Raw genomic sequence first — 22,132 nt, 5'->3', positions numbered from 1 at the left:
CCGTTTTTATCGGTTAAGGTAATTTGTCTTTTGGTTGGGTGTAGTTTCCATCCCGATGTTTTATATTCAACGGAACGACAATCTTTTTGGAATTTGGGATATCCTTTTTTACCGGAAATCTTTTTCTTACAATTGTCGTAAAAACGACTAATGGCAGTCCATCCTCGCTCGGCGGCGGATTGGACTGCCATTGAATTTAGGTTGGCAACAAAGGGGAATTGATTCCTGAGAGTTGTGGAATATTTGTTGAGTGCAAATCTATCAATTTTTAATTCTCTTGAATTATCCATCCAATACCGAATCGCTTTATTGCGAATGAATTGGGTGGTGCGAATTGCTTCATCAATCGCTTTATATTGATTGGGTTTGCCTTTACACTTGTATTCCAGAACTATCATAAAAATTTCCTGTTTTCGACCTAATACTATGTTAACATAAATCATGAGAATATTCACGGGGAATAAATTCCCCTGGGTCGCTTTTCATCTGGTGGTCTAAAGCCACTGAGTTTTCAATCTCCCAGACTTTTCTTATAAAGATAGAATTGATGGAAGTGGGATTCCCATTTAGCAGTTGCAAGGATTGTAACTGCCGATTGAGGAACTCTGCGGTTGTACAGGATCATAGTTTTGAGAAAGTGGGTGTAAATACAACCTCGTTTCCTACCAAATAGCACGTTTAAGGTCACACGCCATGAAATTGCGAAAAAAAACACTGATGATTATTGGTGCAGCCCTGATTGGGTTAATCGTGGCAATGTATATTAGTGCCTCCTTACTGTTAGTGCATGATTTTAGTCAATTGGAAAGTCAGTATGTCCGTCAAGATATTATTCAGGCTTTAAATGCGATTAATGATGATTTAGATAGTTTAGACTTAATTGCTCAGGATCAAGCCAAATGGGATGATACCTATAGCTTTATTGATGTTCACAACTATCAATATATTACTTCTAATTTAGTTGATACTACCTTTGCCGACCTCCGACTCAATTTATTAATTCTGATTAATTCTCAAGGTAAAATTGTTTTTAGTAAAGGATTTGATTCCCAACGCCATCAGGAAACACCGATTCCCCCAAGTCTTTCCACCCATCTTGCCTTAAATAGTCCCCTTTTAGCCAGTCTCAAACAACCCGATTTAACTCCCGTTTCCCGTCAAGGAATTATTGTTTTACCAGAAAATCCATTACTGATTGTTTCACGGCCAATTTTGACCAGTTCCGCATCGGGGCCCAGTCGAGGAGTCTTGATTTTAGGACGTTATCTTGACCCCTCAGAAATTCAAAGATTACAGGAAATTAGCCAACAGTCTTTGAGTTTGAATCCTATTGTTGAAGAAATGGCTAGTAGTCCGATTCTATTGTCTCCGCAACTTCAACCCTATACTGAAACAATTATTGATCCTAAAGCTATTCAGTTGCAATCTTTGAGTATAGAAACAGCGATCGCATCCGCCACTATAGCAGATATTTATGGGAAACCCAAATTATCTTTACAAGTTCAAGTTCGCCGTCCTATTTATAAACAAGGTCAGACAACCTTAGCCTATTTCACCTTATTTTTATTAGTGGTTGGGTTGATTTTTGGAGGCATCACCCTATTATTGTTAGAAAAATTAGTGCTTTCTCGACTCACCCATCTGAATAATTCTGTGAATGAAATTCGGGAAACGGGAAATTTGAGTTTGAGAATTGAGGCGACGGGTAAGGATGAATTATCAAGTTTAGCCGAAGCAATTAATGGAATGTTGCAAGCCCTAGCAGATGCCCAAGTTCAAGGTCAAGAAAGTGAGCAACGCTATAGATTAATGGCGGAAAATTCAACGGATATGATTACCCGTCATTCTCCCGAAGGAGTATTTTTATATGCGTCTCCGGCCTGTCGTAGTTTATTAGGATATGAACCGGAAGAATTAATCGGAAATCAGTTACCCCGTTTTATCTATCCCGATGATTTAGATGTAATTATTAAAGCCTATAAAATCATTTTACAACAAAATGTTATCTACACAATTGAATATAGAATTTGTCACAAAAACGGCGATTATATTTGGTTTGAAACCACCAGTAGTTCCATTCGAGATGCCACCACCGGAAGTGTGTATGAAATTATTGGGGTATCCCGAGATATTACCGAACGGAAACAACGGGAACAACAACTACAAGATAGTGAATCTTCCATTAGAACCCTATATCAAATTACTTCTTCTCAGGACTTCACCTTTGAAACTCGACTACAAGCAATTTTAGAATTGGGCTGTACTAAATTTGGGTTAGAATATGGCATTTTATCCGAGGTTAAAATCAATGATATTATCTCAAAAGAAGATGGTCAAGAAGATAGTTATTCTTATAAAATAAGAGCCGTAATTGCCCCCGATCAATCTATTCAAACCGGACAAATTTATAAACTAGAAGATACCTTTTGTCAAGTCACAATTAACGCCAAACAACCCCTTTATTTTGAATCAATAAAATTTTCTGGTTTGCCCTTTTGTCCCGCCCATAATATTTTCCCCATTGCAGCCTATATGGGGACTCCAGTAATTGTAGATGCAGAGGTTTATGGAACCCTCTGTTTTTGGAGTTCTCAAGCCTTATCAGAGCCGTTTCAAGCCGTAGATCGAGATTTATTAAAATTAATGGCACAATGGATTGGCAGTGAAATTGAACGTCAAGAAACCGCTAGTGCTTTAGCCAAGGCAAGGGATCAAGCCTTAGCAGCAACCCGGGCAAAAAGTGAATTTTTAGCTACTATGAGTCATGAAATTCGGACTCCGATGAATGCGGTGATTGGGATGACAGGATTATTATTAGATACTGCCCTAACTCCCATGCAGCAAGATTTTGTGGAAACCATTCGCAGTAGTAGTGATGCTTTACTCTCTTTAATTAATGATATTTTAGATTTTTCTAAAATTGAATCGGGAAAACTAGATTTAGAAAATCATCCCTTTTATTTAAGAACTTGTATTGAAGAATCCTTAGATTTATTGATCACTAAAGCAGCCAGTAAAAACCTGGATTTAGCATATTTAATTGATCCTTGTATACCTACCCAAATTATTGGGGATATGGCGAGATTACGTCAAGTTTTAGTTAATCTTTTAAGTAATGCGGTGAAGTTTACAGACAATGGAGAAGTCGTTGTATCCGTTACAGCCGAAAAACTCAATGATTCTAATATTTATTCTAGTAAAATTAGGGAAAAACAACCCGAGAAAGAAAGTTCTATAAATTCTTCAATATCCTGTTCTTTATATGAAATTAAATTTGCTGTTCAAGATACGGGAATAGGGATTCCCGCTAATAGAATGGATCGACTTTTTCAATCTTTTAGTCAGGTAGATTCTTCAATTAATCGTCAATATGGTGGCACAGGTTTAGGATTAGCGATTAGTAAACGATTGGCGGAACTCATGGGAGGCAAGATGTGGGTAGAAAGTCAAGGGGCGACTGCGGGAGATCCCCCGGTAAATTTCAAACTTGAACAATCATTAGATTCCTTTTGTCTGTTAGATGAAGATGAGCATAAAACCGAAAAAATTAAACAAAATCGTCAGGGTTCAACCTTTTATTTTACCGTTATTACTGAGTCCTGTTCTAATTTATCTCCTGAATGGTCAACCCTGAATAAATTAGCTGGAAAACGGTTATTAATTGTCGATGATAATGCCAGCAGTAGACAAATGTTAAAGCTACAAACTCAAGCCTGGGGAATGTCCAGCCGAACAGTTAGAAATGGGGTTAAGGCACTGGAATGGTTGCAGCATAAACAATTTGATATTGCAATTATTGAAATGAAAATGGCATTGATGGACGGGTTAACTTTAGCCAAACAAATTCGTCAATTACCTTCCCATAAAAAGTTACCCTTAATTTTATTAACATCTGTGGGAGGAGAAAAATTAAGTAAATCTAAATCTATGGAGATCGCAGCTTGTTTAAATAAACCAATTAAACAATCCCAGCTTTATAACGTTTTAATTAATATTTTAGGAAAGGAACCTTTAGAAGTTCATGTCCAGAGTCAAACCTATTTACACAGTCGAAATCGCGGAACATTGCGATCATCCCAGGATATTCCTTTACTAGCTGAAAAATTACCCCTGAGAATTCTATTAGCAGAAGATCATCTAGTTAATCAAAAAGTAGCATTACAAATTTTACAACGAATGGGATATCGGGCAGATGTGGCCGGGAATGGTTTTGAAGTCTTAGAAGCCTTGCGTCGTCAACCCTATGATGTGATTTTAATGGATATGCAAATGCCAGAAATGGATGGGTTAGAAGCGTCCCGTCAGATTCAAAAACTATATGGCAATTCCGAGAAATCTCAACCGATGCGACCGAGAATTATAGCAGTAACCGCCAATGCAATGGAAAGCGATCGCAATGAATGTATTAGTGCGGGTATGGATGACTATATTAGTAAACCAATTCGCATAGAACAATTGATCAATGTTTTAAGTAAATGTCAGCCCCTAGTCAACCCAACCCCAAATTTAGATACTGAATTTACCCCCTATAACCCCTCAAATTCAACTTTAAATCCACTGATTTTAGATGCTAAAGTTTTACAAGGATTACGAGAGGTAGAAGCCCTAGAAGAAGTAATTGAAATTTACTTTGATACCGCCCCCGAACTGTTAGAAAATATTGCCAAAGCCATCGACAAAATAGACGCTGAGACTTTACAACCTGCGGCCCATTCTTTAAAATCTATTAGTGGAACCCTCGGTGCTTTTGGATTATCGGAATACTGTCAAAAATTAGAAATCCTAGCCCGTCAATGTAATCAAACTCAAAATCCCCTATCTCAATCTGAAGCCGAAAAAATATATGCCCAAATTCAAACTGAATTTGAGCAAGTTAAAACCGCACTACAACAAGAATTAAATCCCAGCACCATCTAAAAATTGTTGAATAGTTCTATCTTTTATCCGACAATGGGTAGCCGTCGAAACCGAGTATTCCTGACCATAATGGGTGGTTTGTTCCTGAACCGATAACCTATCGGGGTTGGGACAGTATTCTAATTTCAGAGCCGCTTCGAGTTGATTTTGAGCCACAGAGGATTGCTGTTGTAGGGACTGTACTTGTTGTTCCAATAGTTCAATCCGATCTACTAACATCCGAATCACCTGCGCCTCCGAGTCAGGGAGACTGCCATGTTCGAGGGGATCAATCCGCACCCCAGAGCGATAGACAATCCTACCCGGAATCCCGACCACGGTACAATTAGCAGGAACATCCCGCAGAACCACCGATCCGGCCCCAATCCGAACATTCTCCCCCAATTGAATATTACCTAAAACCTTGGCTCCGGCGCCGACCACCACATTTTCCCCCAGGGTGGGATGGCGTTTACCGCTTTCTTTTCCTGTGCCTCCCAGGGTGACGCCTTGATAAATCAGGCAAAAATCCCCTAAAATAGCCGTCTCACCAATCACAACTCCCATACCATGATCGATGAATACGCCCTTACCAATCACAGCCCCAGGATGAATTTCGATTCCCGTCAGAAACCGAGCCAGATGGGAAATTAGACGGGGGATAAAGGGAAGCCCAAAACCATATAACCCGTGTGCTAGGCGGTGGAATAATAAAGCCTGAAGACCGGGATAGCAGAAGATAACTTCTAACCAGTTGCGAGCAGCAGGATCACGTTCAAAGATAATGCTGAAGTCATGTTGAAGGGTCTTGAGCATTGATTAATAACCCGTTATTGTTATACAGACTACTACTCCCATTTTAGGGGATGACGGTATTTTGATCGGATGTACAATGTATTCTTTTCAGGTTCGGATTTCCGAATTGACCCTTGCAAGATAAGTTTTCCTAATTAATATGCTGTTAATATTCACTTTTTTAATTATGTTTTTGGCAGTTCTGGTCATGGAGGAAGGAATTTTCTCTATCATTGATGTGATTACAGGACTACACTTACCCAATTCGATCAGTTTAGTCGTACTATTAGTCCTACTCTCTTGGTGCTTGGAAGATTAAACTAGGGTTAAAGTCAACCCACAATAACAATCTATTTTAAAATTTGGAGAATTATGGAAACTAATTATTCTTGGGGTCGGAATCGGGATGATCGTCAAACAGAAATTTCCTGGCGAGCCAATCAAAAACGAGAAATTCGTCCCCTCTATCGTGCGGTTTTTTTAATGTTACTCACAACTCTAGCCATGGGTGTGCATTCTTTTCGGTTAGTGCAACTGCAAGTGGTAGATGGTCAGAAGAACCGAGATCGAGCCGATCAAAACCGGATTCGCATGATTCCGATTCCCTCAAATCGGGGTTATATTTTAGACCGCAATGATAAACAATTAGCCGCCAATCGTCTCACCCAGGCTTTATATGTTTGGCCGAATGAACATACCCCCCAGGAATGGGAAAAAATTGCCAAAATCCTCAGTCCAATCATTAATATAACTCCTGAACGAATTTTAGCCTCGATTGAAAAAGTTGGATATCAATCTGGAGCCTCCGTCAGAATTAGTCAGTTTTTGACCCCCCAAGCCTTTATTTGGTTAGGAGAAAAATCCTTACCCGGCGTGGAAGTCAGAAGCGAATCTAACCGTTATTACCCCGAAGGAAACTTAGCTTCACAGATCCTTGGTTATATTGGTGAAGCCACCGCCGAGGATTTGAAAAAACACCCGCAATGGCCGATGGGGATGGTTGTGGGACAGTTAGGGATTGAAGCCCAAGCCAATCAGAAACTCTCAGGGGTTTGGGGTTCCCGCTTGATTGAAGTCAATAGCATGAACCAAGAATTACGGGAATTGGGCGATAACGAATCTAAAGGGGGAGAAAATGTGAGATTAACCCTCGATTTAGATTTACAAAAAACCGCCGAAGCCGCCCTGGGAGATCGTCGGGGGGCAGCGGTGGCCTTAAATGCCAAAACCGGAGAAATTCTGGCTATGGCCAGTAGTCCCCGATTTGATCCCAATATTTTTACTAAACCCATTAGCCAAAAACAATGGGAAGAACTCCAAAATGGAGATGATCCGTTTTTAAATCGCGCTTTGCAAGGATATCCACCGGGGAGTACCTTCAAAATTGTCTCCTCAGCCGCGGCTATGGGTTCGGGTAAATTTAGTCCAGACTCAGTGATTGGTACATACCCTTCGATTACGGTGGGGGGAATTACCTTTAACGAACATAGTGGGGGTTACGGGGTGATTGGTTTTAGAGATGCCCTCGCCTTTAGTAGTAATACGTTTTATTATCAATTGGGGATGGCTGTAGGCCCGGAAGCGATCGCCGAGTGGGGGAAACGTTTAGGGATTGAGAACAACAGTTTAAAACTTTTAGGGTTGCCCGAAGGCTCAGAGGGATTTATCCCCACCCCAGAGGATAAGGAAAAAACCTATGGGGAACCTTGGTATTTAGGGGATACGGTCACCATGTCGATTGGTCAAGGGACTGTATTAGCAACTCCATTGGAGTTGGCGGTGATGGTAGCCGCGATCGCTAATGGTGGATATCGGGTTAAACCCCATCTTTTAGCGGATTTGACCAAGACCCCGGCCGCCAAACCCGAACCTACGGGACTGAAACCCGAAGCAATTCAGGTAATTAAAGATGGACTCATTTCTGTGGTTCAGTACGGGACGGGTCAAGGGATGAATGATGGTTCAATTCCTCTGACGGGGGGGAAAACCGGAACCTCGGAGGTATCGGGACAAACCGATCACTCCCTATATGTGGCTTTTGGCCCAGCCGAAAATCCTGAAATTGCGATCGCGGTCGTGGTGGAAAATGGGGGTTATGGAGCTAAATCCGCCGCTCCTATTGCTAAGGCAATGTTTCAAACTTATTTTTCTAAAAGCAAATCTGGAGGCAAAGGTCAATAAAATCTGAATTCACTTTTTGTCACTAATTCCTTGCACCATTATCCCTTTCTGCCCTCTCCTCCTCCCGACTCTCTCGGCTTTTCATCTTTTTTCAGCAAGCCCTATTTCTACACCTAACCATATTTATAGCAGGGAACAGCCCCCCCAACCCCCCGTGCACGGGGGGCTAGGGGGGAGGGAACACCCGAGGAAAAGACTTCACCGTCTAGCTTTGCTGCATCACTCTTTGTCCTAATAGGTCTGGCGACTGCTATAACCACTAAAGCCCCAGTAAAACTGGGCTTTTTTTTTAGTGCGATCGGAATCAATTAATTTCCCTAGCGAGTAGGGAGTTCAAACTAATCAAGTGTTTACCTTATCCCAGATTGATTGTTTCCAATCAATTAATTTCCCTAGCGAGTAGGGAGCTGATATATCCGCTCAACAAGACGGTCTACTTCCTTTAGTTTCCAATCAATTAATTTCCCTAGCGAGTAGGGAGAAGAATATCAAATCAGTAACTTAAACTCACAGTTACGTTTCCAATCAATTAATTTCCCTAGCGAGTAGGGAGACATCCCTCGCGCCGACCCCAATTTTTAGTGTTCAGTTTCCAATCAATTAATTTCCCTAGCGAGTAGGGAGTGAAGCCGAACTGCAACAAATCCTAACCTTAGAAGGTGTTTCCAATCAATTAATTTCCCTAGCGAGTAGGGAGTCCTCCCATTTTAAACCCAGACGCCATCGGTTGTCCAGATAAGGTTTGCGAGGCTCAGAAATTTCATCGGCTGAAACAACATTTTACTCCTAAATCAGAACCCTAGAACCCATACCCAGAGGGATAGCGAGGCTCCCGACAACAGAATCGGCATTACAGCCATTTTGCCTGAGCCTCGCAAAAACCTATAGCATCTAATAGGGAGGTGTTCCCTAGATTGAACTAACGAGGCAATTAGCAACATCAATCGCTCAACGCTAGTTCATTGTAAGAAGTATTTAGCCAATATTGGCTTAAAAGTGTAGATTTTTTAAGGATTATTGAGTTTTGTGACTTAAATTATAAAATAATGAAATACAAGATATGATATCGCAATTAGAAGTTAGTAAAGTCAACAAATAGTTGAAAGAGTAGTCAACATATAGATTTAACAAACCTGCCAAATCCTGTTAAGTCTAGTGATTATTATAGTTATTAGCTTTTATTTTAGAAGAACTGTTCTGCATAGCTACCCCTGCAAGCATTCTTAGATATTTAGTTTAATTTGCTCATGAGAATGAGGCAACTCATGAGAATAAGGCAAATAAAACCAGCCATGAAATTAAGTCTATGACTGAAGAATAGACCTCTTGCAAAAAAAATCTATGCTATAATAACAAATTTTCACTTTCAGACTAAGAGTGTCAACTCATAATTATAAATGGCCGACAACAAATTACAACGAAGACCATAACGGCGACGACGATTTCGATAACGACTCGATAAGATCCTGAAAATTTTGAGGCTCCGATTAACGTGTTCAATCACAATTCGTTGATGAGCCAAAGCTTGATTATAGTCTTTTTCTAAGACCGAAAGATTGCCATTTTTGGGTTTCTTTTTGGGTACATAGCTATTCAAGTGATAATCCTTAATCCCTTGATAGCCACTATCTTGTAAACTATCAGTTTGGGGGTGAAAATGAATTTTGCTTTTTTTGAATAAGCTAAAATCGTGGCAATGTCCTTCTCCAAAATCTGTACAAATAATCTGTTTAGTTTCTTGATTAATTACTAACTGAATTTTGAGTGTGTGATGTTTTTTCTTTCCTGAGTAATATTTTTTCTGTTTTTTTTTCGGTCTTTCAATAGCCGTTTCTGTGACATCCATCACTACGATTTCGGGGTAGCCAGAATCTTGAATTAATGCTTTTTTTCCCGGAATACGAAACTTTTCTGTTTTGATTAAAGTTGATTCAATATTAGCAACAATTCGGCAAATAGTTGATTCTGATACTCCCCAATTTGTCCCAATATGAAAATATGTTCTGTATTCTCGCCAATACTCCAAGGCTACTAAAACTTGCTCTTGGAGAGTCAGGTGGGTGTGACGTCCTCTCCTATCTTTAGGATGTTCTAACCTGAACTGCTCTATGGCATTAACCATTTCTTGAAAGGTTTGAATCTTGACACCAAATCTCCGTTTAAATTCATGAGGTTTCAAATTTAGATAAAATTGAGTGTTCATCGCAGAGTTATTGTCTAAATTCACTTTCAATTTTTACCATTTTATGGAGTTTTTAGCAAAAATTTGTGAAGAATGGTTAGTCTCTAGGATTTTATGAAATTGAGCAAAACTTACCATAATACCATAAAATTATTTTGCAAGAGTTCTAATATACAGCCGTAAGTTTTGCACCTGTACAGGGCTTTATCGAAAAATCTCGGAAACTGAGGGATTTATATGGAGCTTCGCTGATTTTATCTTACTTAAGTTCCCGAATAGTCCAAGAGGCATTGTGCTTAGGATTAGATGTTATTTCCCCTGGACTACCGAATGTTCAAAAGGGAATGCCTAACCGCATTTTAATTAAAGGGAAATTTGAACGTAATGATGTGCAGAATATCCTTTTAAAAGAATGGCAACGAATTTTAACAATTTGCCGAGATTGGATAGAAGACAACTTAGGCATTCCCAAAGACCAATATTATTGGTCACAACCCGAAGACCAAAAAGGAAAACATAAGGGAGAATGGGAACGCTGGGGAAGCCATACCTGGGAAATATTTTGGGGATATGGTATATCAATCCCAGATGCAATGGAAAACTTGGAAACTCGCAAATTAAAACGCGATTGGACTGGGATTAATTGGATTGGTGAAAGTTCTAGTTTAACTGGAACCGATGCGATCGCATGGCATCAATTAGGAAAGGAATCTAATCAACCCGGACAAGCACTAACCCCAGACCAAAAAGACCAACTCGAACTATTTTATCGGCGCTTATCTTGGTTATTAGATAATCCAGATGATAGACTTCAAAAATCTAGTTTATCTTTGCAGGCGTTAAGGGAGTACGAAGAAAAGAACCCTGACACCAGTGGTAAATATATTGCACCTAATGAACGCTTGAGTATTCCCGAACTGGTGAAACGTTTAGTCACCTATGACAAAATTGCTGATCAGATTGGGATGGCAAAACTCAAACAAAAATCCTCCGATCCAGAGTTTAAGGAAATTAACCGAAACGCAGGATACTGGACAGGATGGTTTATGGGTGATGGTGATAAAGTTGGGGATAAACTTCAACTACTCGCCACTAAATCTGAAGATCAGATGAAGAAGTTCACCGATCAGATGAGAACTTGGGGTAAAGATTTTGAAGCAAAAACAGACTTATTTTCCAAAGGAAAAGGGCGAGTTATTTATGCCGGGGGTGATGATTTTTTAGGAGTGCTTTATAGTGAGCAAACCGCTCAAAATCAAACCCCTGATAAAATCAAACCGATGGAAGTGTTAAATTGGTTATTAACGTTACCGGAACATTGGCAAGACTTACAAAAAGACCTTGAAAAATTGGGTTTTAAGGATGATGGCAAGGATGATAAGCGGTTCACCTTTAGTGTAGGCTTTGTTTGGGCAGGTCATCAAGTTCCCCAACGGGATGTTTTACAACATTGTCGAGAAGCGGAAAAACGTTCTAAAAGTTTAGGGCGCGATCGCGTTACAATTCGGGTAGTTTTTAATAGCGGTCAATTTGTCCAGTGGACTTGTCCTTGGAAAGATTTAGATATTCTCAAGAAATATCGCGATCGCGATGGCAAAACTTGGGAACAAAATCCTAACTGGACTCACATTTATAATGACTGGGCGCAATTGAAAGCTCGTCATGGGATTCGTTTACAGGAAACGGTTAAAAATTCTGTGAAGAAAGACATCCCTTTAGCTTTATTTAATTTGTACTTCGATCAAATCGGAGAAACATTTAACGAGGAAAATAGATGGAATGAAATAGCAGGAGATAACACAAATTTAGCAATTGTAAATTGGATTAATGATCTGGTACAAGTAGGTTGGCAATTATGTCACAATTCCAATATTTGATTAAAATTTCCCCCTTGGGGTTTATGTATGGTAGTGCGGGAGGATTTCTGTCTCCAGAAAACCTAGTGGGGCGAGCAGGGGCTAAATTCCCACCGGATACGGGAGCGATCGCTGGACTCTTTTTTAATGCAAATCAAAGCGATCGCGAAACCCTCAGAAATAACTTAATTGTTACTGGCCCCTTTTGGGCAAAACAAGATAGTCCTGACAATTTCTATGTTCCCATTCCTTGGAATAAAGTAATGGCAGAGAAAGATAATGATGAATGGCAATTTGTCAAGAAACAAAATTCATCAGAATCTATTGAATCAAATGATGATCAATGGTGTCTGGGTCAACATCAATGGCAACGTCAAAAGAAAGAGTTAAAACCTTTCTATAGTTGGCAGTTAATTAAGGATTGGGGTTTATCTGCGAATGAACTCAAAGCCAGAAATGCGATCGCAAAAGTTCCTTGGAATTTTGTTTCCATGTTACATCCCAAAATGAAGGCCAACGAGAGGCACGTTGTTGAAGAAGATGGATTATTTTTAGAAAATGCCGTGCAGTTAGATCAAGACTATTGCCTCGTTTATCTATCTAATTATGAACTAGCCAATGGATGGTATCGGTTTGGTGGTGAAGGACATTTAGTAGAAGTTGAAACCCACAAACTCTTAGATAACCATAAAATCAATCTACTTCTACGGCAAAATATTAACCATGCGTTTGCTTTAATTACTCCTGGTGTTTGGGGCTCAAATAAACTCTCCTACCGTTACCCCCATCACCCCCAATTTCCCCGCCAAGGGATGAAAATGCTCACCGATAAAGCCGTTGCTTACCGTTATCGTTTGGGTCATTCCAGAACGAATCAACAGCCCCAAACGGAAAGCGGACGACTCAGCCGAGGACGGTATGCTGTTCCCGCCGGAAGCGTTTATGTGTTCAAACATCCCCTAAATCTAACGTGGTGGGATTTCCCCGATGAATGGTTCCCAAAAGAAGGATTTTCTCTCAAACACTTGGGATCTGCTTTATGTTTACCGATTGATATTCAAGGAGTACCCGAATAATGTATCACAAAGCCTACGGAATAGTTGAAGCCCTCGCCCCTCTCCATGTCGGGGCAACAGCCGGAGAAGAAACTGGAAATCTTAATCTCATTTTTCGTGACCAATTCACCCAGACGGGAATCATCCCAGGGAGTTCGATTCGAGGACGGTTTCGCGCTGATATGCGAGATCGAGAAGCCGGGGAAGAACAACGTTGGTATGGACATGAATCTGATGGTCGTCCTGATGGGGGGACAACCGAAGCCTTAGTCAAGTTTGAATACGCTTCTCTGGTTTGGTTTCCCGTTTTTTGTCCAGGTCAACCTGTGGTTTGGGTTAGTTGTCCTCTCCTATTGAAGCGGTTTAAACGCATTGCCGGAATTACGGCGGATACTCCTGCGCCTTATACAGCCCAGAGTGATTTACCAGGTCGCCAAATTGAAACCGGAGGGAAAATTCTATTTTTTAACTTAGGGTTTCTCAAAATTAAATATGAACACAACTTATCTGATTGGATTCCAAAAGGAACAAGTTTAGATGGGAATAAATTAGTTGTAGTTGATGATAACGATATTGCCATGTTGCATGATATGGCACTCTATCGCCAAAGTCGGGTCAAACTCTTAGATAAAATGAAAAAAGTTGATACGGAACATGGCGCGTTTTTCAATACAGAAGCATTACCGGAAGGCAGTATTTTAGTATTTCCGATTGCTTTAAAAGAAACAGGTTGGAAACCTTTTGGCGCAGAAGAAAATTCAGCAGATTTATATCTGGGCGGTTTAGAATCGATTGGTTTTGGTCATTGTCGGGTTTCACTCCAAGGAGATTATTAATTATGGGTTGGGAAACTTATGAATTGGATCGGGCTGCACAAAGATTAGTTCTCCAAGCAAGGGGACGTGATCCTAAATCCCTAAATCAATCCTATAAAATGCGGATGGCAGTTGCTTATGGATTAGAAAGATTTTGGGGGGAACATTTACGGTTAAAAAGTAGAGAGGAAACCAAATCAATTTTCTGGAAAGAAACATGGGATGCTTTGGAAACCATTATGGGAAAAGCTGGGGTAAAAATTCCCAATGATGCAGTTAATTCCACTAATACCCAACAAATTAAAACAATGTCAGAAAAGCTTTGGGCTTTATCGGTGGAAGATCAACGTATTGCGATCGCAGTTTTAACCCAACTTTGTGATTGTATTGTTTGGTGGACACAACGTTATAAAACAGGGAGATTAACCGATGACTTTGATTCCTAATGCTTATAACAAAGTACCGATGATGTTTCGGGCTCAAATTCCAGGGCGCAGTCAATTACAATATCTTGAAAATCAGGACGCGGAACGTTGGACTGATGAATGGGTTGATAAAGCGGAGTTTATTTCTGAAGAAAAAGCAGAAGATATTACAACAGAAACCTATCAAACCAAGTCTTATCAAATTTCTTGGCGATTTGTCACCAATGGTGGACAAGATGATGGAATACTGCGCCCTGTAATTGGGGCTTCGGGGATTCCCTTTTATCCGGGTAGCAGTATGAAGGGGGCTTTTCGCCAAGCTTGTCAGCAAGCGGAAGCCGCAGGTAAAGTCCCCCCAGGAACTTGTAATCAATATTGTGGGGATGAGTTAGACATCACCCCAGGGTTATTGCGGTTTCAGGGTGCTTACCCCATTAACGATTGGACACAGGGGTTACTCGATTTAGTTCACCCGCAACAAGGTTGGCAGTTGATGACTCAGAACACCAATCAAAAACCCAGAGGTGAGAGTGCCTATGCTCAAATTTCCCTTTATAAGCCCAAACTTCGGTTTGCCATTTCCAGTCCCAAATCGTTGTTACCCGACCAATGGACACAAATTTGGGAAATTTGGGAACGAGCGCTGGCAATGGGTCTGGGTTCCAAAGTCTCTACAGGCTACGGACAAATTAACAAAACCTCCCATCCGGTTCTATTTCGGGCAAAGCTCAAAGGTCAGGGACAAGCTGCCAAATTAATTGACGGGAGTGGCGAGTTTCGTCCTAATATTTTCCGCGCTGCTTTGCGAGGTCATGCTTTAAGAATTTTTGGAGGTTTAACAGATAGTAAAACCGCAGAACAATTAGTTGAGGATTTGTTTGGGGGTATTCAACAAAGAGATGCAACGGTTGGGTTATTAGGGTTTCAGTTTCAGGAGTCTAATTTAGAGATAACATCCTTTGGTTCAGGAAATTTTGCTCAACCTGCTTATAATGTTGAAGGCGAATTAACCTGGTTTTTAGCGAAATCTTTAACTGACCCGAATCAAAAGCTTATTCTGAAAAAATTAATCGCAAAATTAATGCAGTTTGCGATGATTTTTGGTGGATTTGGCAAATCTTGGCGACGGGTTGATCACCGCAAGTTTTTCTCAGACTATTATGAAGATAGCCACAAAGCTTTAATTGGTTGTCACTGGCAATGGTTAGGAGAAGATAGTCAACGGAATAATGTAAAAGTCACTAACTTAGAAAAAGTGACTAGCTTTTTAGATGGGGTTCGAGATACTGCTAAAGAGTGGATACAATCTCAAAATAGACCTTTACAAGAAAACCAATGGGCGAACAATTGGCGAGAGTCATGGCATCCCAATAATGTGCAGGTTTGGGGTCGTATTGCTGAGGATTTTGAAGATAGTGTGGCAGTACGTTGGTTTCATCGACCTTATCAACGGAAAATCCAAAACTTTCAGCCAGAAAAAACTATTTACCAATCTTCTGTTACCGGACAAATCGGGCAAATTAGTCGAATTTGGCATCGGATGTATCCGGCAATTCGACTTACACAAGATCCTGAAAATCCCACAAGGGCAAGAGTTAGACAAACCCCTAAGTATTTAGAACTAATTGTCATCTTTCCAGATAATTCACGAGAATGTAATGATTTTCTAAATTTTTTACAGGGAAATCCAGAAGGATTTAAACAACTTTGGGGGAACTAAAATTATGATTTTATGGATAGTGACAATTGGTAGCAGTGATGTTCAGCTTGATAGTGATAAAGTCAATCGAGACAAGGGCAGAACTGAAAAACAACGCAGTAATATTGTTTGGCGTAATTGGTATAATGATGATATTCTATATCAATGTTATGATGTTTCGTTTGAGCCTCAACCTGTTTTCCAAGATGTTGAAGAATCTTATCGGATCGCGGCTCGAATTTTAGGGAAAGTTTATCAATTGAGTTCGGAAAAAGTTAAACCACAAATTGAAAACTATTTAACGTTTCCGTTGCTGAATAACTTTGTTAAAAAGTTGAAACCGATTGAAATTCCCGATGCGATCGCCTTTATTTTAACGGATCAATCACAGATTTTTCAAGACAATACTCAGAGACGACAACCTAAATCTCCCTATTGGCAAGATACCTGTGAATTAAAATTGATTCTGGAGAATTATTTCCAACAACAATTCCCCGGAGTTGAACTGATTCCTTTACAATTGTCTCCACCTATTAAACCAGGTTTAGATGATTGGGATCGGGTTTTAGATTTAGTTCAGAATGAATTCGCTAAAATTAAATTAGAACCGGATATTGTTTATGTTAGTCATCAAGCCAGTACCCCGGCAATTTCTTCAGCAGTTCAGTTTGAAAGTTTGACTTTATTCGGTCAACGAGTCAAATTTTTAATTAGTAATGAACAAGATTCTGACTTAACTCGTTTTATTGATCGCTCATCTTATCTGAAAAGAATACGCCAACAAGAGGCTTTAGCACTACTCGAAAATTTTGATTATTCAGGTGTTTATCAGTTACTTAAAGATGATTTGCGGAAGTCAAATTTACCTGTTGCTCAAGAAATTCTCAAAAATTTAGAGATGGCTATGCTCTGGAATTATGCCAAGTTTAAAGAGTTCTTAAAAAGTCAGTTAAAATTATCCCCAGAAGATGCAGAAAAATGGTTAATTAGTAATTGGTGGCAACCTGCTTATGAAGCTGCTTATCTGGCTACTATTCGATTAAAACAGGGGAATACTGTTGAGGCATTTTTTCATAGTTTTCGGGCGGTTGAAGCTGCTTTTCTGGAGTGGGGAAAACAGGAGTTCAAGGCACACATTGAGATTAATAATGATCGTGCTTATTTACAGCCTTCGATTCTACATGACACCAAAGATTATTTCAAAGCTGCAAAAATTGATCTGGAAAATCCGAAGAACAATAATAGTCTTGGTAACTTAAAATTAAGTTTTCAAAAACTTGCTGAAAAGCTGGAAAATCCCGAAAAAAAACAACAAAAATCTAAGGGTATAATTCTTTACGGGACTACTTTATATAGGCTGTTTGAGACTCAAAGACCAGATTATAAAGCAATGGCTGAGTACAAGCGTTTTTTAGCAGAAGATGGTATTGGTGATAATCGCAATAAAAATTTTCATCAATTGCAAGGCTTATCAGAAATTGAAGTTTTCAAAGACTGGGAAGTAGAAAATTTAGATAAGTGGAAAGAACGACTTTTAACCTATCTAAATTTTATCGCCAAACCTCAAAAATTTACATCACTTGAAGAAGCTAGTTTGATGCCACAACTTCATCAAGAACTAAAGGAAGTACTCAATACTTATCAACCGGAATAGCAATTTATTGAGCATCTAATTCTAGTTGATAACTTGTTTAATTTTAGGGTGAGAATTACTTACCCTACTTGATCAATTTTTCTGAAATACTTAAATTATGGCTAGTATTATTCTTTCTTTTGTTGGTAATCAAGACCCTTTTTCTGATCATACTCAAAAAGAAGGTTCTATTGTCACTTTGGTTCGTTATTTTGTCGAAAAAAGTTATGTTATTAGTTGCATATTTTTATTATATACAACTACAACTGAACAAGGCGCAAAAGATACAAAGGAATGGTTAGAATCATCATTTAATTTATCTGAAAATGTGATTAAAATTATTCTAGTTGATTCAGCATTATCTGATGATCCTGTTAATTTATTGTTGGCGGCACAAGAAGCGAGAAAAGCCATTTTAGAAGCCAATAATTATTTAACAATAGGAGATAGATTAGAGTTTAATTCTTCTTCGGGAACCCCTGTAATGAAATCCGCTTGGAATATCTTACAAGCTGCTGGTTATGCTCGTAATAGTCGTGTTTGGCAAATACGAAATCCTGACAAAATACAGGCTGGTCAAGATCAGGTTTTTCAAACTAATGTTGATGTTTTAAAGAATGAGTTTGATCTGAAAATCATTAAGAGTCAAATTGCCGATTATAATTATAGTGGTGCTTTGATTACTCTCAAGGAAAGTAATCTAAATACTGAGATTATTAGGGTACTTTTAAGGTATGGTCACTGTCGGATTTCTTTTGATTTTAAACAGGCTTTTAATGAGATTAAAAAGTTTACTTTATCTGTAGATAAACAATTGATTGATCAAATTTCTACGTTGACACGCCGAGATGAAAAAACTTTATTGAAGGAGTCTTATTACAATTCTTTGATTAGGTTAAAAAATCAAGAATATTCAAATTTTTTAGTAGGTGTGGCTGGTTTTCAAGAGGGTTTTCTCAAGTTTTTGATGAGTGAATTGGGGTTTAATTTACCTCATCAGCGTCATCAAACTTATCAGTTTTGGAAAGATATTCAGAAATTTGATAATGGCAAACTTTATCAATATTTGGAAAAGAATTGTGATGCAGATTCATTGAAGGGTTTTGTTAATCGTTTTGTGATGATTGGTATTATTGAATATTCAGCTAAGTATTTAGTTTTAGTTCCATTAATTAAGGAATTAAATGAATATTCTCAACAAAGAAATCAATATATACATAGTTTTGATGGTGTTTCAAATGTTGAGGATTCAGAAAAAATTGTTAAAATTTTGTATCAGATTTTAACAAATATAACCAAGGTTTCAGAAATCAATCCTTTTGATAATCTAAATCGGATGATTTATTCGTTATTGGAAACCGAAATCAAGGAAAATCAATAATTCACAGGAATTTTAGATTTTAACAGATTTTTCCGTAATTCCTGATCTGAAGCTTGTTGAATCTATTAGAACATTAAAATAGGGGTTGATCATGTATATTTCTACTCGTGCGATTGTGGTTCGGAATTTTGCTATTGCCATTGTGAACGGAGCGATTACCTTAATTATTTTATTAATTGCACCTTTGGGATTAATGGCAGTAATCAGTAATACTTTTTTAGTTACCATTGCCAGTTTCTTTACCGCTACTTTTGCCGATGGAGTAATTCGTTTTCTGCAACCTGCTCGTTCTATGGGGGAAATTCCTTTACATCAGGATACACCATATTCTTCTCAATTAGATTCTCGTTTATCTAATGAAATTGAACGCTAGGTTATGTTAACTCTCTATGTTTCTCAACAAGGATGTTATCTGACTTTAAAAGCAGAAAGTTTGTTAATCAAAAAGGGGAAAGATGTGTTAGCAGAAGCTCAAATTCCCCTGCTTGAACAAGTTTTAGTTTTTGGTCAATCTCAAGTAACGACTCAAGCAATTCGAGCTTGTTTATCTCGTAATGTTCCGATAGCTTATCTATCACGGATGGGATATTGTTATGGCCGAATTTTACCTGTTGAACGGGGATATCGACATCTATCTCGGTATCAACAACAACTCACCCAAATAGACCGTTTAATTATTGCTCGTAGAATCGTCCAAGCTAAACTAAAAAATAGTCGAGTCATTCTCCAACGCCAAGCCCGTCGTCAATCTTCTCCAACAATTAATTTAGCTGTTCAAAGTTTAAATCATTTGATGGAAAAGGTAATACAAGCAGAAAGTTGGGATCGATTAATGGGACTCGAAGGAGCGGCGGCGGCTCAATACTTTTCGGCTTTTGGGGAATGTTTAACTAATCCTAAGTTTGTGTTTACAGTGCGATCGCGTCGTCCCCCAGGAAATCCAGTGAATGCGATGTTGAGCTTTGGTTATCAAGTTCTTTGGAATCATCTTTTGAGTTTAATTGAACTTCAGGGAATTGACCCCTATTTTGGTTGTTTACACCAGGGAACAGAACGTCATGCGGCTTTGGCTTCTGATTTAATTGAGGAATTTAGAGCGCCGATTGTGGATTCTTTGGTAATGTATTTAATTAATCGTAATATGATTGATGCAAATACAGATTTTACTTACCACAATGGCGGTTGTTTTCTGAATGATTCTGGTCGAATTAAATACTTGAAAGCTTTCCTACAAAGGATGGAAGAAAAGTTAACCACTGCCGCCGGAGAAAATCAGCCTCGATGGGATACTCTGAATCAACAAGTTAAAGCTTTTAAGCAGTTTGTTTACAACCCGATTGAAGGATACAAACCTTATGAAATTCGCTGATGTTATTCTATATTGTTGCCTATGATATTCCCTGTGATAAACGTCGTCGCAAAGTGGCGAATTTATTGGAAGGATATGGGAAGCGGGTTCAATATTCGGTGTTTGAGTGTGTGTTGGCTCAATCAAAATATATTGAGTTACAGAAACGCTTGAAAAAACAGGTAAATCTAGCTGAGGATAATCTGCGGTTTTATCCGCTTTCCCGCCATACCTGGGGAAGTGTGGAAACTTGGGGTCAGGGGCCAAAGATTACTGAGTATCCGAGTTCAATAATTATTTAGGGTTGCTGGCGAGGCTTAGGCAAAATCGCTATAATACCGATTCTGGTGTTTATAGCTTCGCTATCCCTCTGGATAGGGGTTCTGACGTTTTGATTCAGGAGTAAAATCTTGTTTCAGCCAACTGTTTTTCTGAGCCCCGCAAACCCCCCCTAGACAACCGATGACAACTGGGTTTAAAATGGGAGGACTCCCTACTCGCTAGGGAAATTAATTGATTGGAAACAGCCGGGGGCCTCATTCCTAAGCGCGAATCATATTCTCCCTACTCGCTAGGGAAATTAATTGATTGGAAACTCAGGTGTTCGTTGTTCTTGATTGGATAGGGGAATACTCCCTACTCGCTAGGGAAATTAATTGATTGGAAACAGGGTTTGAAGCCACTGGTTTTGCGTGGGCATTAAGCTCCCTACTCGCTAGGGAAATTAATTGATTGGAAACACAAAATCTCTAAATCTCACAGACGCATCCTATCGCCTCCCTACTCGCTAGGGAAATTAATTGATTGGAAACGGCATATTAGACGCAGCTATGGACACGCGGACTCCCTACTCGCTAGGGAAATTAATTGATTGGAAACTGAATACTTCTTTGTTACAGATAATAAAGTGTTCCGCATTCTCCCTACTCGCTAGGGAAATTAATTGATTGGAAACAGTGTATATAAGAGTCTGGACTAATAGGGAGATACATTCTCCCTACTCGCTAGGGAAATTAATTGATTGGAAACTCCATGATTGAGATTCATAATTTAACTTGCCTCCCTACTCGCTAGGGAAATTAATTGATTGGAAACTTCTTTAGGCGATAGCCAACACGCTTCTTTCTTCATCTCCCTACTCGCTAGGGAAATTAATTGATTGGAAACTAGAAATTGATACTACTTCCAGTGAGAGACTTCACCTCAACGGCCCTACTCGCTAGGGAAATTAATTGATTGGAAACTCTCCTTGTTCTGGTGATTACGCTTGTCGGTGTGCCTATCCTCCCTACTCGCTAGGGAAATTAATTGATTGGAAACGCTAAGACAAAATTAGTCGAAGTTTTTTATTAATGTGAGAGGTAACTGTTGACAAAAAGAGTAGATTTCGAGTAATATAACTTTGGGGGGCCGCTCTACCGCATAGAAACAAGGTCTCCATAGCAGTAAAAGCATTCCCCCAGCCGAAGGGTTACGGCAAATTCCTTTGTCATTACCTACAAATAGGTAGTTAAGACAAAATTGGTCGAAGTCTTTTATTAATGCGGAAATCGAAAAGGCTTCGACTCCACTCGACTCCGCAAATAGGAAAAAATTAGAGACTTCCGTAGCGACAAAATCTCTAACTTTTCAACTTTTGAAAAACTCCAAAAACACCCTTTTAAAACTCAAACAAACTTACTTTCCCCACTCGCTAGGAAAATTAATTGAATCCGATCACACAAAAAAAAGCCCCAGTTTTTACTAGAGCTTTAGTGGTTAAATATAGTTAGGTGTAGAAATAGGGCTTGCTGAAAAAGTAACAGAAAAGGAACAGAATGATTTATATAGCAATCCTAAATCAGTTGTAATATTTCCATCTATCTC

14 protein-coding genes, 2 pseudogenes and 2 CRISPR repeat arrays are annotated in these 22,132 nt (G+C 39.1%); of the genes and pseudogenes, 13 read left to right on the top strand and 3 right to left on the bottom strand.

From position 1 onward, the window contains the following. A pseudogene (locus AC559H_RS13975) lies at nt 1–398 on the bottom strand (transposase); the annotation flags it as partial. A gap of 295 nt (nt 399–693) precedes the next feature. Between AC559H_RS13975 and AC559H_RS13970 the strand changes: the two are divergent. Then, the gene (locus AC559H_RS13970) at nt 694–4,917 is read left to right on the top strand and encodes a response regulator (protein ID WP_026796098.1); all 4,224 of its coding nucleotides are present in this window, start codon (nt 694–696) and stop codon (nt 4,915–4,917) included. On the opposite strand, the gene cysE is transcribed toward AC559H_RS13970, so the two are convergent. Beyond that, entirely contained in the window at nt 4,897–5,712 is an 816-nt protein-coding gene (gene cysE, locus AC559H_RS13965; RefSeq protein WP_026785646.1) for a serine O-acetyltransferase, read from the bottom strand. The genes AC559H_RS13970 and cysE overlap by 21 nt on opposite strands. 351 nt (nt 5,713–6,063) lie before the next feature. Between cysE and mrdA the strand changes: the two genes are divergently transcribed. Beyond that, nucleotides 6,064–7,872 (top strand): penicillin-binding protein 2, encoded by a 1,809-nt coding sequence (mrdA, locus tag AC559H_RS13960; protein ID WP_026796099.1) that lies wholly within the window; start codon nt 6,064–6,066, stop codon nt 7,870–7,872. A 296-nt stretch (nt 7,873–8,168) separates the two neighbouring features. Then, a CRISPR array of direct repeats spans nt 8,169–8,569; the repeat unit is 36 nt; unit sequence GTTTCCAATCAATTAATTTCCCTAGCGAGTAGGGAG. 669 nt (nt 8,570–9,238) lie between these two features. Here the strand turns inward: mrdA and AC559H_RS13955 are convergent. Beyond that, nucleotides 9,239–10,075 carry an IS5 family transposase gene (locus AC559H_RS13955; protein WP_036834550.1) on the bottom strand — a complete coding sequence of 279 codons (837 nt, stop codon included), beginning with the start codon at nt 10,073–10,075 and terminating at the stop codon, nt 9,239–9,241. 164 nt (nt 10,076–10,239) lie between these two features. Between AC559H_RS13955 and AC559H_RS13950 the strand changes: the two are divergent. From AC559H_RS13950 to cas2, 11 genes and pseudogenes are all read left to right on the top strand, one after another. Next, nucleotides 10,240–10,335 (top strand): annotated as a pseudogene (locus AC559H_RS13950) (type III-B CRISPR-associated protein Cas10/Cmr2); the annotation flags it as partial. Nucleotides 10,336–10,398: 63 nt separating this feature from the next. After that, nucleotides 10,399–11,931 carry a Cas10/Cmr2 second palm domain-containing protein gene (locus AC559H_RS13945; protein WP_237745572.1) on the top strand — a complete coding sequence of 511 codons (1,533 nt, stop codon included), beginning with the start codon at nt 10,399–10,401 and terminating at the stop codon, nt 11,929–11,931. After that, complete coding sequence (locus tag AC559H_RS13940) at nt 11,910–12,986, top strand: type III-B CRISPR module-associated Cmr3 family protein (protein ID WP_026796101.1); 1,077 nt, start codon at nt 11,910–11,912, stop codon at nt 12,984–12,986. Before AC559H_RS13945 ends, AC559H_RS13940 begins: the two co-directional genes overlap by 22 nt. Beyond that, nucleotides 12,986–13,801, top strand: a complete 816-nt coding sequence (locus AC559H_RS13935) for an RAMP superfamily CRISPR-associated protein (RefSeq protein ID WP_026796102.1) — start codon at nt 12,986–12,988, stop codon at nt 13,799–13,801. Before AC559H_RS13940 ends, AC559H_RS13935 begins: the two co-directional genes overlap by 1 nt. A gap of 2 nt (nt 13,802–13,803) precedes the next feature. Further along, complete coding sequence (locus tag AC559H_RS13930; protein ID WP_026796103.1) at nt 13,804–14,226, top strand: hypothetical protein; 423 nt, start codon at nt 13,804–13,806, stop codon at nt 14,224–14,226. Further along, the gene (locus tag AC559H_RS13925) at nt 14,210–15,925 is read left to right on the top strand and encodes a hypothetical protein (RefSeq protein ID WP_026796104.1); all 1,716 of its coding nucleotides are present in this window, start codon (nt 14,210–14,212) and stop codon (nt 15,923–15,925) included. Before AC559H_RS13930 ends, AC559H_RS13925 begins: the two co-directional genes overlap by 17 nt. A gap of 4 nt (nt 15,926–15,929) precedes the next feature. Further along, nucleotides 15,930–17,558 (top strand): hypothetical protein, encoded by a 1,629-nt coding sequence (locus AC559H_RS13920; protein ID WP_026796105.1) that lies wholly within the window; start codon nt 15,930–15,932, stop codon nt 17,556–17,558. Nucleotides 17,559–17,655: 97 nt separating this feature from the next. Then, a complete protein-coding gene (locus AC559H_RS13915; protein ID WP_026796106.1) occupies nt 17,656–18,918 on the top strand; it encodes a hypothetical protein in 1,263 nt (420 codons plus the stop codon). 91 nt (nt 18,919–19,009) lie between these two features. Next, nucleotides 19,010–19,291, top strand: coding sequence for a CRISPR-associated protein Csx18 (gene csx18 / locus AC559H_RS13910; RefSeq protein ID WP_026796107.1), 282 nt, complete (start codon nt 19,010–19,012; stop codon nt 19,289–19,291). Nucleotides 19,292–19,294: 3 nt separating this feature from the next. Continuing rightward, complete coding sequence (gene cas1 / locus AC559H_RS13905) at nt 19,295–20,287, top strand: CRISPR-associated endonuclease Cas1, Slr7092 subtype (RefSeq protein WP_026796108.1); 993 nt, start codon at nt 19,295–19,297, stop codon at nt 20,285–20,287. After that, nucleotides 20,287–20,568, top strand: a complete 282-nt coding sequence (cas2, locus tag AC559H_RS13900) for a CRISPR-associated endonuclease Cas2, Ssr7093 family (RefSeq protein WP_026785656.1) — start codon at nt 20,287–20,289, stop codon at nt 20,566–20,568. The genes cas1 and cas2 overlap by 1 nt, the downstream gene beginning before the upstream one ends. A 187-nt stretch (nt 20,569–20,755) precedes the next feature. Then, a CRISPR array of direct repeats spans nt 20,756–21,586; the repeat unit is 36 nt; unit sequence CTCCCTACTCGCTAGGGAAATTAATTGATTGGAAAC. Nucleotides 21,587–22,132: the final 546 nt, after the last annotated feature.

Origin of the sequence: Planktothrix prolifica NIVA-CYA 540, from assembly GCF_963864145.1 — a bacterium.
In the GTDB taxonomy this organism is placed as follows: Bacteria; Cyanobacteriota; Cyanobacteriia; order Cyanobacteriales; family Microcoleaceae; genus Planktothrix; species Planktothrix agardhii.
This window is presented reverse-complemented; position numbering and strand designations above follow the sequence as displayed.

What these genes read in the sequence shown, in the direction of transcription:
- AC559H_RS13970 (WP_026796098.1), top strand. Translation starts at nt 694, where the DNA reads ATGAAATTGCGAAAAAAAACACTGATGATTATTGGTGCAGCCCTGATT.
- cysE (WP_026785646.1), bottom strand. Translation starts at nt 5,712, where the DNA reads ATGCTCAAGACCCTTCAACATGACTTCAGCATTATCTTTGAACGTGAT.
- mrdA (WP_026796099.1), top strand. Translation starts at nt 6,064, where the DNA reads ATGGAAACTAATTATTCTTGGGGTCGGAATCGGGATGATCGTCAAACA.
- AC559H_RS13955 (WP_036834550.1), bottom strand. Translation starts at nt 10,075, where the DNA reads ATGAACACTCAATTTTATCTAAATTTGAAACCTCATGAATTTAAACGG.
- AC559H_RS13945 (WP_237745572.1), top strand. Translation starts at nt 10,399, where the DNA reads ATGCCTAACCGCATTTTAATTAAAGGGAAATTTGAACGTAATGATGTG.
- AC559H_RS13940 (WP_026796101.1), top strand. Translation starts at nt 11,910, where the DNA reads ATGTCACAATTCCAATATTTGATTAAAATTTCCCCCTTGGGGTTTATG.
- AC559H_RS13935 (WP_026796102.1), top strand. Translation starts at nt 12,986, where the DNA reads ATGTATCACAAAGCCTACGGAATAGTTGAAGCCCTCGCCCCTCTCCAT.
- AC559H_RS13930 (WP_026796103.1), top strand. Translation starts at nt 13,804, where the DNA reads ATGGGTTGGGAAACTTATGAATTGGATCGGGCTGCACAAAGATTAGTT.
- AC559H_RS13925 (WP_026796104.1), top strand. Translation starts at nt 14,210, where the DNA reads ATGACTTTGATTCCTAATGCTTATAACAAAGTACCGATGATGTTTCGG.
- AC559H_RS13920 (WP_026796105.1), top strand. Translation starts at nt 15,930, where the DNA reads ATGATTTTATGGATAGTGACAATTGGTAGCAGTGATGTTCAGCTTGAT.
- AC559H_RS13915 (WP_026796106.1), top strand. Translation starts at nt 17,656, where the DNA reads ATGGCTAGTATTATTCTTTCTTTTGTTGGTAATCAAGACCCTTTTTCT.
- csx18 (WP_026796107.1), top strand. Translation starts at nt 19,010, where the DNA reads ATGTATATTTCTACTCGTGCGATTGTGGTTCGGAATTTTGCTATTGCC.
- cas1 (WP_026796108.1), top strand. Translation starts at nt 19,295, where the DNA reads ATGTTAACTCTCTATGTTTCTCAACAAGGATGTTATCTGACTTTAAAA.
- cas2 (WP_026785656.1), top strand. Translation starts at nt 20,287, where the DNA reads ATGTTATTCTATATTGTTGCCTATGATATTCCCTGTGATAAACGTCGT.